The 13,684-nt window shown below is 63.2% G+C and carries 12 protein-coding genes; 10 read left to right on the forward strand and 2 right to left on the reverse strand.

Annotation, left to right across the window (positions count from 1 at the left end; translation table 11 throughout):
* Positions 1 to 16: 16 nt before the first annotated feature.
* The 4 genes from lpdA (at position 17) to AC1D1L_RS27130 (ending at position 3,441) form a co-directional block, all read left to right on the forward strand.
* Positions 17 to 1,465: a dihydrolipoyl dehydrogenase gene (gene lpdA, locus AC1D1L_RS27115; RefSeq protein ID WP_477344344.1), complete on the forward strand. Its 1,449-nt coding sequence runs from the start codon at positions 17 to 19 to the stop codon at positions 1,463 to 1,465.
* A 102-nt stretch (positions 1,466 to 1,567) separates the two neighbouring features.
* A complete protein-coding gene (locus tag AC1D1L_RS27120; RefSeq protein WP_477344345.1) occupies positions 1,568 to 1,825 on the forward strand; it encodes a GlsB/YeaQ/YmgE family stress response membrane protein in 258 nt (85 codons plus the stop codon).
* Positions 1,826 to 1,952: 127 nt separating this feature from the next.
* Positions 1,953 to 2,918 carry a lipoyl synthase gene (gene lipA / locus AC1D1L_RS27125; RefSeq protein ID WP_477344346.1) on the forward strand — a complete coding sequence of 322 codons (966 nt, stop codon included), beginning with the start codon at positions 1,953 to 1,955 and terminating at the stop codon, positions 2,916 to 2,918.
* A 64-nt stretch (positions 2,919 to 2,982) separates the two neighbouring features.
* Positions 2,983 to 3,441, forward strand: a complete 459-nt coding sequence (locus tag AC1D1L_RS27130) for a type II toxin-antitoxin system RatA family toxin (RefSeq protein ID WP_477344347.1) — start codon at positions 2,983 to 2,985, stop codon at positions 3,439 to 3,441.
* On the opposite strand, the gene AC1D1L_RS27135 is transcribed toward AC1D1L_RS27130, so the two are convergent.
* On the reverse strand, positions 3,417 to 3,926 hold the full coding sequence (locus AC1D1L_RS27135; protein WP_477344348.1) for a CinA family protein: 510 nt from the start codon (positions 3,924 to 3,926) through the stop codon (positions 3,417 to 3,419). The genes AC1D1L_RS27130 and AC1D1L_RS27135 overlap by 25 nt on opposite strands.
* Entirely contained in the window at positions 3,923 to 5,146 is a 1,224-nt protein-coding gene (locus AC1D1L_RS27140; protein WP_477344350.1) for a bifunctional 2-C-methyl-D-erythritol 4-phosphate cytidylyltransferase/2-C-methyl-D-erythritol 2,4-cyclodiphosphate synthase, read from the reverse strand. The genes AC1D1L_RS27135 and AC1D1L_RS27140 overlap by 4 nt, the downstream gene beginning before the upstream one ends.
* 140 nt (positions 5,147 to 5,286) lie before the next feature.
* On the opposite strand from AC1D1L_RS27140, the gene dusB reads away from it, so the two are divergent.
* The 6 genes from dusB to AC1D1L_RS27170 all read left to right on the forward strand — a co-directional run bounded on the left by dusB (position 5,287) and on the right by AC1D1L_RS27170 (position 13,655).
* Positions 5,287 to 6,315, forward strand: coding sequence for a tRNA dihydrouridine synthase DusB (dusB, locus tag AC1D1L_RS27145; RefSeq protein ID WP_477344352.1), 1,029 nt, complete (start codon positions 5,287 to 5,289; stop codon positions 6,313 to 6,315).
* Entirely contained in the window at positions 6,312 to 7,454 is a 1,143-nt protein-coding gene (locus AC1D1L_RS27150) for a two-component system sensor histidine kinase NtrB (RefSeq protein ID WP_477344353.1), read from the forward strand. The genes dusB and AC1D1L_RS27150 overlap by 4 nt, the downstream gene beginning before the upstream one ends.
* Positions 7,451 to 8,908: a nitrogen regulation protein NR(I) gene (gene ntrC, locus AC1D1L_RS27155; protein ID WP_112561769.1), complete on the forward strand. Its 1,458-nt coding sequence runs from the start codon at positions 7,451 to 7,453 to the stop codon at positions 8,906 to 8,908. The genes AC1D1L_RS27150 and ntrC overlap by 4 nt, the downstream gene beginning before the upstream one ends.
* 143 nt (positions 8,909 to 9,051) lie before the next feature.
* Positions 9,052 to 11,340, forward strand: coding sequence for a sensor histidine kinase NtrY-like (locus AC1D1L_RS27160; protein WP_477344354.1), 2,289 nt, complete (start codon positions 9,052 to 9,054; stop codon positions 11,338 to 11,340).
* Complete coding sequence (gene ntrX, locus AC1D1L_RS27165; RefSeq protein WP_112561767.1) at positions 11,330 to 12,691, forward strand: nitrogen assimilation response regulator NtrX; 1,362 nt, start codon at positions 11,330 to 11,332, stop codon at positions 12,689 to 12,691. The genes AC1D1L_RS27160 and ntrX overlap by 11 nt, the downstream gene beginning before the upstream one ends.
* 103 nt (positions 12,692 to 12,794) lie before the next feature.
* Entirely contained in the window at positions 12,795 to 13,655 is an 861-nt protein-coding gene (locus AC1D1L_RS27170; RefSeq protein ID WP_477344355.1) for a D-amino-acid transaminase, read from the forward strand.
* Positions 13,656 to 13,684 lie beyond the last annotated feature (29 nt).

The following is a 13,684-nucleotide window of genomic DNA, read 5'->3' on the forward strand; positions in this document are numbered from 1 at the left end:
ATCAGGGAGAAACCCCGTGGCAGAATCCTACGACGTCATCATCATCGGCTCCGGCCCGGGCGGCTATGTCACGGCGGTGCGCTCGGCACAGCTCGGCTTCAAGACGGCGATCGTCGAGCGCGAGCATCTCGGCGGCATCTGCCTCAACTGGGGCTGCATCCCGACCAAGGCGCTGCTGCGCTCGGCCGAGATCATGCACTATTCCGATCATCTCAAGGACTACGGGCTCAAGCTCGAAGGCGGCAAGGTCAGCGCCGATACGGCTGCCGTGGTCGACCGCTCGCGCAAAGTGTCGCTCAGGCTTAACGGCGGCGTCGCCTTCCTGATGAAGAAGAACAAGGTCGACGTCATCTGGGGCGAGGCCAAGCTCTCCAAGCCCGGCGAGATCGTCGTCTCCAAGACGGCCAAGAAGCCGATGGAGCCGCAGCCGCCGGTGCCGAAGGGCGTCAAGGGCGAGGGCACCTACACCGCCAAGCACATCATTCTCGCCACCGGCGCCCGGCCGCGCGCGCTGCCCGGCATCGAGCCGGACGGCAAGCTGATCTGGACCTATTTCGAGGCGATGGTGCCGAAGGAAATGCCGAAATCGCTGCTGGTGATGGGCTCGGGCGCCATCGGCATCGAGTTCGCCTCCTTCTACCGCACCATGGGCGCCGAGGTGACGGTGGTCGAGCTGTTGCCGGCGGTGATGCCGGTCGAAGATGCCGAGGTCTCGAAATTCGCGCAGAAACAGTTCGAGAAGCAAGGGATGAAAATCATCCTCGAGGCCAAGGTGACCAAGGTTGAGAAGGGTGCCAATTCGATTACCGCACATGTCGAGATGAAGGACGGCAAGGTCGAGAAGATCACCGCCGACCGCATGATTTCGGCCGTTGGCGTACAGGGCAACATCGAGAATCTCGGTCTCGAAACGCTCGGCGTGAAGACCGACCGCGGCTGCGTCGTCGTCGACGGCTATGGCAAGACCAATGTTCCCGGCATCTACGCCATCGGCGATGTCGCCGGACCGCCGATGCTTGCCCACAAGGCCGAGCATGAGGGCGTGGTGTGCATCGAGAAGATCGCCAACTTCCCCGGCGTGCATGCCACCGACAAGCTGAAGATCCCGGGCTGCACCTATTGCAACCCGCAGGTTGCCTCCGTCGGCCTGACCGAAGCGAAGGCCAAGGCCGAAGGCAAGGACATTCGCGTCGGCCGCTTCCAGTTCGGCGCCAACGGCAAGGCGATCGCGCTTGGCGAGGACCAGGGTTTCATCAAGACCATCTTCGACAAGAAGACCGGCCAGCTGCTCGGCGCCCACATGGTCGGCGCCGAAGTGACCGAGCTGATCCAGGGCTTTGTCGTGGCGATGAACCTCGAAACCACCGAAGAAGAGCTGATGCACACCATCTTCCCGCATCCGACGCTGTCGGAAATGATGAAGGAAAGCGTGCTCGACGCCTATGGGCGCGCGCTCAACGCATGATAAATTGCTGCCGCGAGACTCAGACGCGTGGGCCGGAGGAACCTTGCGGCAAGACAGTTCGTTTCCGGATGCATTTTCACCTGACACTGGAGGAGTTGGCATATGGACGTGAATGGCGTGGGCTGGATTGCAGCCGTCATCATCGGCGGCTTGGCCGGGTGGCTGGCCGAGATGGTCATGAAGAGCAACACCGGCATCTTGATGAACATCATTATGGGTATTGTCGGCGCGGTGGTGCTCAACGCCATTCTCAGAGCCCTCAACATCGAGCCGTTCGGCGTCGGCTGGCTCGCCTATCTGATCACCGGCTTCATCGGCGCCTGCCTGCTGATCTTTGCAGGGCGGCTGATACGCCGCTAGATCTGCGCTATGCGAAAAAGGCTGTGGCGGCATGCACTGCTGCAGCCTTTTTCTTTGCTCCGAAAAGTCTTAAGTGACGTTCTAAAGGCTGACGCCGACGGGCGGACGCCAACAAGTCAGGTTTGAGATGGTCACTGTTCTCGACACGATCGCCACCGCGCCGCGCCTGCGGCACCCCGAGAAGGCGCACAAGCCCGACCAGGACGTGCTGCGCAAGCCCGACTGGATACGCGTCAAGGCGCCGGTGTCCAAGGGCTATGCCGAGACGCGCGAGATCGTGAAGTCGCACAAGCTGGTCACGGTGTGCGAAGAGGCCGGCTGCCCCAATATCGGCGAGTGCTGGGAAAAGAAGCACGCCACCTTCATGATCATGGGCGAGATTTGCACGCGCGCCTGCGCCTTTTGCAATGTCGCCACCGGCATTCCGACGGCACTCGATGCCGATGAGCCGGCGCGCGTCGCGCACGCCGTCAAGCAGATGGGGCTGACCCACGTCGTCATCACCTCCGTCGACCGCGACGATCTCGCCGATGGCGGCGCGCAGCACTTTGCCGAGGTCATCCGCGCCATCCGCGCGGCAACGCCCTTGACCACGATCGAAATCCTGACACCCGATTTCCTGCGCAAGGAAGGCGCATTGGAGATCGTCGTGGCGGCCAAGCCCGACGTCTTCAACCACAATCTCGAGACCGTGCCGTCGAACTATCTGACGGTGCGGCCGGGTGCCCGCTATTTCCACTCGATCCGGCTGCTGCAGCGGGTCAAGGAGCTCGACCCGTCGATCTTCACCAAGTCCGGCATCATGGTTGGCCTTGGCGAGGAGCGGAACGAGATCCTGCAGCTGATGGACGATCTTCGCTCGGCCAATGTCGACTTCATGACCATCGGCCAGTATCTGCAGCCATCGAAGAAGCACCATCCGGTGATCCGCTTCGTGACGCCGGAAGAGTTCAACTCCTTCGCCACGATCGGCAAGACCAAGGGTTTCCTGCTGGTGGCGTCGAGCCCGCTGACGCGTTCCTCGCATCATGCCGGCGACGATTTCGCCAGATTGCGGGCGGCGCGCGAGGCGCAGCTCCAAAAAGCCAGCTAATCCTGCTTTAAGTGATGCATGTCGTTTTCTCAAAACCGGGGCCACTTTTGAGCGACATGCAATAATGCCGAAATTCGAAGCCACTCGCCGCGTTGCCCACACGCCGGAGCAGATGTTTGCGCTGGTCGCCGATATCGAGACCTATCCTGAATTTCTGCCGCTGTGCGAGGCGCTGACGGTGCGCTCGCGCAAGGAGCGCGACGGCCGCACCATTCTCGTCGCCGATATGAGCATCGGCTACAAGGCGATCCGCGAGACCTTTACGACGCAAGTGCTGCTGAAGCCGGACGAGAACACCATCGACGTCAAATACATCGATGGGCCGTTCAAATATCTCAGCAATATCTGGCGCTTCGATCCGGCTGACGGCGTTTGCGAAGTCCATTTCTTCATCGACTACGAATTCAAGAGCCGCATTCTCGGCGCACTGATGGGCACCATGTTCGACCGCGCCTTCCGCATGTTTTCCGAGGCGTTCGAGAAACGCGCCGACGTCATCTACGGAACGACGCCCATCTCGTGAGTGTCGCCGAGCGCACGCAGGCCGATCTCCAGCGCATGCCTGACCGTCTCGCGGCGGATGAAGTCGCGGCCATTGTCGGCAAACATATTGAGCTCTGCAGCCACCGGCCCACCCCTGAGCGCCACCCCGAACCAGACCAGACCGACCGGCTTTTCCGGCGAGCCGCCGCCCGGGCCGGCTATGCCCGTGACGGCAAGCGCCAGCCCGGCGCGCGAGCGCGCCAGCGCACCCGCAGTCATCTCCAGAACCGTTTCGCGCGAGACGGCGCCGTGCGCTTGAAGCGTGGCCGCCGAGACGCCGAGCATCTCCATCTTGGCTTCGTTGGAATAGGTGATGAGGCCGCGGTCGACCACGGCCGACGAGCCGGCAATGTCGGTGAGGGCGGCGATGATCATGCCACCGGTGCAGCTTTCGGCGGTCGCCAACATGATGCCGCGCTGCTGGCAGGCGTGGAGCAGGGCGTTGGCGAGATCGCTATTGCTCACGCCGGCACGTCCCCGGGGAAGACGACGCTGGCGGTGGCGATGGCGGCAATGCCTTCCTCGCGGCCGACAAAGCCGAGTTTTTCATTGGTCGTCGCCTTGATGGAGATGCGGTCGCTGGAAATGCCCAGCATCGCCGACAAGGCCTTGGTCATGGCGTCGCGATGCGGGCCGACGCGCGGCGCTTCGCAGATCAGAGTGATGTCGGCATTGGCGATGCGGCCGCCGCGCGCGCGCACCAGTTTCGCCGCATGTTCGACAAAGATGCGCGATGCCGCACCTTTCCATTGCGGGTCGGAGGGCGGGAAATGCGTGCCGATGTCGCCGGCGCCGCAGGTGGCAAGCAGCGCGTCAGTCAGCGCGTGCAGGCCGACATCGGCATCCGAATGTCCCGACAGCTTTTTGCCGTGCGGAATGGCGACGCCGCACAGAGTGACATGGTCGCCGGGTTCGAAGGCATGCACATCATAGCCATTGCCGGTGCGGATGTCGGGAAAACGTTCGCCGGTAAGCCGCTGATCGGCCATCGCAATATCCCTTGCCCAGGTGAGTTTGACATTGTCCGGCGACCCCTGGACGATTTTGACCGGAATATGCGCCCATTCGGCGATCGCGGCATCGTCGGTGAAATCCGTCTTGCCGAGATGATGGGCCTTTTCGTGCGCCGCGAGCAGCGGCCAGAACGGAAAGCCTTGCGGCGTTTGTGCAGCATGAAGGCCCGCCCTCGGCACCGTCTCCTTGATCATGCCGGTGGCCGATTCGCGCTTGAGCGTATCGGCGACGGGCAGCGCTGGCAGCGCACCCTGGCGCTCGCCAATGGCCGCGATGGTACGGTCGATGAGAGCCGCATCGACAAACGGCCGCACCGCATCGTGCACCAGGACACGGCCGGGCGCGTGGCCCCTCAGTTCGAGCAGTCCCAGCCGAACCGAACTTTGGCGCGACTCGCCGCCGACTACGGCGATGACCCGCTCGCCATGCGCGCCGGCTGCCTTGTCGAAAAGCGCGCGGTCATCGGCATGGATGGCGACGACGATAGGGCCAATCTCAGGATGCGCCAGGAATGTCTCCAGCGTGCGCGCAATAACGGTGCGGCCGCCGATGCGCTGATACTGTTTCGGCCCGTCGGCCCGTCCGGCGCGCGCGCCGCGGCCGGCGGCGACGATGACCACGCCGACCTTGCCGTCGTCGCCCAGAGCCCGATTTTCACTTGTGTCTGTCATTGCGATTGGTGGTAGTCGGGGTAAAAGCCGAAGGCCAGCATTTTCCCAAATGCGCCGCAATGTGACGTCATTGCGCGTTGCACAATGCCTTTCTTATGGCTAGAGAATGTGCAGCAATCCGATATGCTTGGTTTTTGTGCATGCCTGAAGTGACAAAATTGGCTCTGCCGCTCGATGTCGGGGGCGTGACGATCCGCAACCGCGTGTTCCTTGCGCCGATGTCGGGAATAACGGACGAGCCGTTCCGGCAGCGCGCCTACGCGCATGGCGCAGGCCTGGTCGTGTCGGAAATGGTGGCGAGCGGCGAGCTTGCCAAGGGCAGGGCCGGCTGCGACCTGCGCATCCGTCATTCCGGGCTGCCTGTCCATATGGTCCAGCTTGCCGGCCGCGAGGCCTCGCATATGGCCGAGGGCGCGCGCATCGCTGCCGGCGAGGGCGCCGACATCATCGACATCAATATGGGCTGCCCGGCCAAGAAGGTGACCGGAGGCTATGCCGGTTCGGCGCTGATGCGCGATCTCGACCACGCGCTGTCGTTGATCGAGGCGGTGGTAGGCGCGGTGCAGGTTCCGCTCACGGTCAAGATGCGGCTCGGCTGGGACGAGAATGCGCTGAACGCGCCCGCTCTGGCGCGCCGTGCTCAAGAGGCCGGCGTCAAAATGGTCACGGTGCACGGCCGCACGCGCTGCCAGTTCTATCAAGGCAAGGCCGATTGGGGTGCGATCGCGCGAATCAAGGATGCCGTTTCGATCCCGGTAGTCGCCAATGGCGATGTCGGCTCGCCGGAAGAGGCAGCCCAAATCCTCGAACAGTCGGGCGCCGATGCGGTGATGATCGGCCGTGCGCATTACGGCGCGCCGTGGACGGCGGGCCGCATCGCGGCGACGGCTGCGGGCGAGGCGACCTCCGGCGTGCCGGACAGCCCGAAAGCCATGGCCGACTACATTGCCGCCCATTACGAGGACATGCTGACGCTCTACGGCGTCGAAAGCGGCTTGCGCCAGGCGCGCAAGCATCTCGGCTGGTATCTCGACCGCCACGCCGCTGGCGTCACTGACGACCGCCGCAAAGCCATCCTCACCTCGTTCGAGCCTGCCCGCGTCATTGCCCTGCTGCGCGAAGCGTTTTCCGGCGAAGGCGACGCCGCGCCCCTGCGGAGTGCCGCATGAACGCGCCTGCTGCACCGGGCACCGAGATGGCGGATGCCGCCCATATCGTGCTCAACACCATCCGCCGACCGGTGATCATGGTCGATCCGGACGGGTTCATCACCTACGCCAATGCCGACGCGGAGGACTTCTTCCGCTCCAGCGCGACCATGCTGGCGCGCAACACGCTGTCCAAGCTCATCCCGTTCGGCAGCCCGCTGTTACAACTGGTCGACCAGGTCCGCGAACGCCGCGCGCCGGTCAATGAATACCGTGTCGACGTGTCGTCGCCACGTCTCGGCATCGAGAAGGTCGTCGATCTCTACGTTGCCCCGGTGCCGGAATTCCCGGGCTCGATCGTGGTGATGTTCCAGGAGCGCTCGATGGCCGACAAGATCGACCGGCAGATGACGCATCGGGGTGCTGCACGTTCGGTCACCGGCCTTGCCGCCATGCTGGCGCACGAGATCAAGAATCCGCTGTCGGGCATACGCGGTGCGGCGCAGCTGCTCGAACTGTCGGCTTCCGACGAGGATCGCGCGCTGACCCGGCTTATCACCGACGAGACCGACCGCATCGTGTCGCTGGTCGACCGCATGGAGGTGTTTTCCGACGAGCGGCCGATCGACCGCTACCCCGTCAACATCCATGTCGTGCTGGACCATGTGAAGGCGATCGCCAAGAACGGTTTTGCCAAAAGAATCAGGATGTTGGAGGATTATGATCCATCATTGCCTCCGGTTTTTGCCAACCGCGACCAGCTGATCCAGGTGTTTCTCAACCTGGTCAAGAACGCTGCCGAAGCCATCGGCGGCGACCCGCAAGGCGAGATCGTGCTGTCGACCGCGTTCAGGCCCGGCATCCGTGTTTCCGTCCCGGGCACGCAGGACCGTGTGTCGCTGCCGCTGGAATTCTGCGTGCGCGACAATGGGTCGGGTGTTTCGGAAGACATCCTGCCGATCCTGTTCGACCCGTTCATCACCACCAAGCCGAACGGCTCGGGGCTCGGCCTGGCGCTGGTGGCGAAAATCGTCGGCGAGCATGGCGGCATCATCGAATGCGATTCGACGCCGCGCGGCACCACCTTCCGCATCCTGATGCCGGCCTGGAAAGAAGCACCGAACGACACTGCAGATGAAGGCGAAGGAGACCGCAAATGACGGTTCGCGGCAATATTCTCGTCGCCGACGACGATGCGGCCATCCGCACCGTGCTCAACCAGGCGCTGTCGCGCGTCGGCCATGAGGTGCGCGTCACCTCCAACGCCTCGACGTTATGGCGCTGGGTGGCGGCGGGCGAGGGCGATCTGGTCATCACCGACGTGGTCATGCCGGACGAAAACGCCTTCGACATGCTGCCGCGCATCAAGAAGGCGCGACCGGAACTTCCGGTCATCGTGATGAGCGCGCAGAACACCTTCATGACCGCGATTCGAGCTTCCGAAACAGGAGCTTACGAGTACCTGCCGAAGCCGTTCGACCTGACCGAGCTGCTCAGCATCGTCAACCGGGCGCTGTCCGAGCCGCGGCGGCCGAAAATCGATACGCGGCCGGACGAACAGCCTGACGCCATGCCGCTGGTCGGCCGCTCGGCCGCCATGCAGGACATCTACCGCATGCTGGCGCGTATGATGCAGACCGATTTGACGGTCATGATCTCGGGCGAGTCCGGCACCGGCAAGGAACTGGTGGCGCGCGCCCTGCATGAATACGGCCGTCGCCGCGGCGGTCCGTTCGTCGCCATCAACATGGCGGCGATCCCGCGCGATTTGATCGAATCGGAACTGTTCGGTCACGAGAAGGGCGCCTTCACCGGCGCGCAGAACCGCTCGACCGGCCGTTTCGAGCAGGCCGAGGGCGGCACGCTGTTCCTCGACGAGATCGGCGACATGCCGATGGAGGCGCAGACGCGGCTGCTGCGCGTGCTGCAGCAGGGCGAATACACCACGGTCGGCGGGCGTACGCCGATCAAGACGGACGTGCGCATCGTCGCCGCCACCAACAAGGATCTGCGCACGCTGATCAACCAGGGGCTTTTCCGCGAGGATCTGTTCTATCGCCTGAACGTCGTGCCGCTGCGGCTGCCGGGCTTGCGTGAGAGGTCGGAAGACATTCCCGATCTGGTGCGGCATTTCTTCAAGATCGGCGCCAGCGAAGGCTTGCAGACCAAGCGCATTTCGACCGGCGGCATCGAATTGATGAAGCGCTATCCCTGGCCGGGCAATGTGCGCGAATTAGAAAACCTGGTGCGCCGGCTTGCCGCGCTCTATTCGCAGGACGAAATATCCGCCGAGATCATCGAAGCCGAGCTGAAGACAGGCGAAAGGCCGGTCGTTCCCGGCGGCGGCAACCTGATCCCGGACGATCTGTCCATCGGCCAGGCGGTGGAGCACTTCCTGCAGCGCTATTTTGCCTCTTTCGCCGGCGAATTGCCGCCGGCCGGCCTCTATCAGCGCATCCTGTCCGAGGTCGAATATCCGTTGGTGCTGGCTTCCATGACGGCAACGCGCGGCAACCAGATCAAGGCGGCCGAATTGCTGGGCTTGAACCGCAACACGCTGCGCAAGAAGATTCGCGAACTCGGGGTCAACGTCTACAAATCGTCGAGATCGTGAGCGCGTACTGGTCGAAGTGACGCCTGGTCATCCCCTTTTCAGGGGATCGGTGGCCGAAAGTTTCCCTCGCGGCCACACTTGTTGCATAATCGCCACAATGCGTTGCATACATCCGACGCAATCACTGGCTCTTAGACGGCGACATGGCTTCGCAGGCTCTTACATCAAACGAACCGCTTTTCAGCAGACCCGGCGGAAGGGATGGACGCCGGTTGCTTGCGCTGCCCGGCGTTGTCGCAATCGCCGGTGCGCTGGTTACGGCGGCAATCTCATTTGCGATCCTCGTTGGTGCGACGCCGATCACGCCGGACGCAGCCACGACGCTGACGCTGATTGCGGTCAACGCCGTGTTCGTGCTTGCGCTGATCGCCCTGGTCGGCCGCGAGGTGCATCGCATCGTCATGGCGCGCCGGCACGGAAAGGCGGCATCGCGGCTGCATGTGCGCATCGTGGCGATGTTTGCGTTGGTCGCCGCCATCCCCGCCATCATGGTGGCCATCATTGCCTCGATCACGCTCGATATAGGCCTCGACCGCTGGTTCGAGATCCGCACCAAGACGATCGTCAACTCGTCGCTGTCGATCGCCGATGCCTATGTGCAGGAAAATGCTCGCAATCTTCAGGGCACGACGCTGTCGATGGCCTACGATCTTGACGCGTCACGCACGCTTTACGGCCTCGATCGAACCGGCTTTCTCGACCTGATGAACAAGGAAGCCGTGGGCAGGACCCTGGCGCATGCGGCGCTGATCAAGCCGGATGGCTCCTTCGTCATGAGCGCCAAGACCGATACGAATTTCGCCATGCCGGAGCCGCCGGAAGGGGCCGTGGCGAGTGCGGCCGACGGCAAACCGGTGCTGATCGAGCCGAAGACGCGCAACATCATGGGCGCCATCGTGAAATTGCGCGAGATCGAAGGGCTCTACCTCTACACCATTCGCCTTGTCGATCCCGAGGTCATCAAGGCGCGGCAGATCGTACAGTCCAACACCGCGGAATATCGTGGCCTGGAAGCGAACAGGCGGACCTCGCAGGTGGCGTTCGCGCTGCCCTATCTGTCGCTGACGCTGATCATCATCCTGTCGGCCATCTGGACCGGCATAGCGGTCGCTGACCGCCTGGTGCGGCCCATCCGCCAGCTCATCGGCGCCGCGGACGAGGTTGCCACCGGCAATCTCGACGTCGCCGTGCCAGTGCGGCCTTCCGACGGTGACGTCGCCTCGCTTGGCGATACGTTCAACAAGATGCTGCTGGAGCTGAAATCGCAGCGCAACGAGATTCTGTCGGCCAAGGATTTGATCGACGAACGGCGGCGTTTCTCGGAAGCGGTGCTGGCCGGCGTCACCGCCGGCGTCATCGGCGTCGATCCCTACGGTATCGTCACCATCGTCAACAAGTCGGCCGAAACGATGCTGGCCATATCGGCGACGGCAGCGCTCGGGCAGAACCTGTCGGCCGTGCTCCCGCATGTCGGCCGCGTCTTCGAGATCGGCCGCAAATCCGGCAAGCCGGTCTATCGCGAGCAGGTCACCTTCTACCGTACAGGCGCCGAGCGGACCTTCAACGTGCAGATTACCATCGAGGCCGGCGACAACGGCTCGGAGGAGAAATCCTATGTCGTGACGGTCGACGACATCACCGATCTGGTCCAGGCGCAGCGCTCCTCGGCCTGGGCGGACGTGGCACGGCGCATTGCGCATGAAATCAAGAACCCGTTGACGCCAATCCAGCTCTCGGCCGAGCGCATCAAACGCCGTTTCGGCAAGGTCATCACCGAGGACCGCGAGATTTTCGATCAGTGCACCGACACCATCATCCGCCAGGTCGAGGACATCGGCCGCATGGTCGACGAATTCTCCGCTTTCGCCCGCATGCCGAAGCCCGAGATGAAGGCCATCGATCTGCGCGAATCATTGCGCGAGGCGTCGTTCCTGGTCGAGGTCAGCCGTGCAGACATCGCTTTCGAACGCGTCTTCGGCAACGAGCCACTGAAGGGCACTTTCGACAGCCGGCTGATGGCGCAAGCTTTCGGCAACGTCATCAAGAACGCCGCCGAAGCGATTGACGGACTGGAACAAAAGGACGGTTCGCACGGCATAATCCGGATTCAAGCTGCCCGGCAGAATGGCGCGATCAGAATCGACGTCATCGACAATGGCAAAGGCCTGCCGCGCGAGAATCGCCAAAGGCTGCTCGAGCCCTATATGACGACGCGCGAGAAGGGCACCGGGCTCGGCCTCGCCATCGTCAAGAAGATCGTCGAGGACCATGGCGGGCGGCTCGAACTGCACGATGCGCCTGCCGACTTCCACGGTGGACGCGGCGCGATGATCTCGATCATCCTGCCACCCGCTGCCGCAACCGCGCCGCCACGCGGTCAAGGCGAAACTGAACTCGAAAGAGAAACTGAAAAGGTCGGTAATGGCGTCTGATATTCTCATCGTCGATGACGAGGAAGACATCCGTGAACTCGTCGCGGGCATACTGAGCGACGAGGGGCATGAAACCCGCACGGCATTCGATGCCGACAGTGCGCTGGCGGCAATAGCCGACCGGGCGCCGCGGCTGATTTTCCTCGACATCTGGCTGCAGGGCTCGCGCCTGGACGGGCTGGCGCTGCTCGACGAGATCAAGACGATGCATCCGAGCCTGCCGGTGGTGATGATCTCCGGCCACGGCAATATCGAGACGGCAGTGTCGGCCATCCGCCGCGGCGCCTATGATTTCATCGAGAAGCCATTCAAGGCCGACCGGCTGATCCTGATTGCCGAGCGGGCGCTGGAAACCTCGAAATTGCGGCGCGAGGTTTCAGACCTCAAGCAGCGCAGCGGCGAAACCTTCGACCTAATCGGCATGTCGTCGGCGATGAGCCAGTTGCGCCAAACCATCGAGCGCGTCGCGCCGACCAACAGCCGCGTCATGATCATCGGTCCGTCCGGTTCGGGCAAGGAGCTCGCCGCGCGCGCCATCCACACGCTGTCGGCGCGCAAGGGCGCGCCGTTCGTGACGCTGAGTGCGGCCAACATCACGCCCGAGCGCATGGAGATCGAGCTGTTCGGCACCGAATCCAACGGCACCGAGCGCAAGGTCGGCGCGCTGGAGGAGGCGCACCGCGGCATTCTCTACATCGATGAAGTGGCCGACATGCCGCGCGAGACGCAAAACAAGATCCTGCGCGTGCTGGTCGAGCAGCAGTTCGAGCGGGTCGGCGGCACCAAGCGGGTCAAGGTCGACGTGCGCATCATCTCCTCGACCTCGCAGAACCTCGAAGCGATGATCGCCGACGGTCGCTTCCGCGAAGACCTCTATCACCGCCTGGCGGTGGTTCCGGTCATGGTGCCGGGCCTGGCCGAGCGGCGCGAGGACATCCCTTATCTCGTCGACAATTTCATGAAGCAGATTGCGCGTCAGGCCGGCATCAAGCCGCGCCGAATCGGCGACGATGCGCTTGCCGTGCTGCAGGCGCACAACTGGCCGGGCAATGTCCGCCAGCTGCGCAACAATGTCGAACGGCTGATGATCCTGGCGCGCGGCGACGATGTCGATTCACCGATCACCGCCGACCTGTTGCCATCCGAGATCGGCGATGTCATGCCGCGTACGCCGAACCAGTCCGATCAGCACATTATGGCGCTGCCGCTGCGCGAAGCCCGCGAACAGTTCGAGAAGGACTATCTGATCGCCCAGATCAACCGGTTCGGCGGCAACATCTCGAAGACGGCGGAATTCATCGGCATGGAGCGCTCCGCGCTGCACCGCAAGCTGAAGTCGCTGGGGGTCTGATCCCCATTGTTGTTGGGCCAGCACGCTGTGGCCTGTGCAATTGCCGGTTACGGCAGCGGCGGAATCGCCTAAAAATACCGGGACTTTTCTGAGGGATCACTGAATGCCGCGCATTGCCTATGTGAACGGGCGCTATGTCGCCCATGCCGACGCTGCCGTGCATATCGAGGATCGCGGCTACCAATTCGCCGACGGCGTCTACGAGGTCTGCGAGGTGGCTCAAGGCTTTATCGTCGACATGCCGCGCCATCTTGCACGGCTGAACCGCTCGCTCAGCGAACTGTCGATCGACTGGCCGGTTACCAAGGGCGTGCTGCCGCTTCTGCTGCGCGAAGTCGTGCGGCGCAATCAGGTCGTCAACGGCCTGGTCTATGTCCAGGTGACGCGCGGCGTCGCCAGCCGCGACTTCGTTTTCCCGGCCGATACACTGTCGTCGCTGGTCATTACGGCCAGAAAGGCCGACCCGGCGGCGGCCGCAAAGCGGGCCGAGACCGGCATCAAGGTCATTACTGTGCCGGAAAACCGCTGGGACCGGGTCGACATCAAAAGCACGGGCCTGCTGCCCAATGTGCTGGCCAAGCAGAAGGCCAAAGAGGCCGGCGCGCAGGAAGCCTGGTTCGTCGATACAGAAGGCAACGTCAAGGAAGGCGGCTCGTCGAATGCCTGGATCGTGACCCGGGACGGCGTTCTGGTGACCCGGCCGGCCGAGCACGGCATCCTGCGCGGCATCACCCGCACCACCATGTTCGAGGTGGCGGCGAAGCTTGGTTTGAAGATCGAGGAGCGCGGGTTTTCGGTCGCCGAGGCCAAGGCGGCGCGCGAGGCTTTCATCAGTTCGGCAACGACAATCGCCATGCCGGTGGTGGCAATCGACGGCGCCGCGGTCGCCAATGGCCATCCCGGCTCTATAACACTTTCATTGCGGCAAGCCTTTTTTGACGTTGCGGAAAAAAGTCCAGCCTGATAACCGCACAGACGGACTGCACATCAATA

The organism is Mesorhizobium sp. P2_D6 (assembly GCF_056404315.1).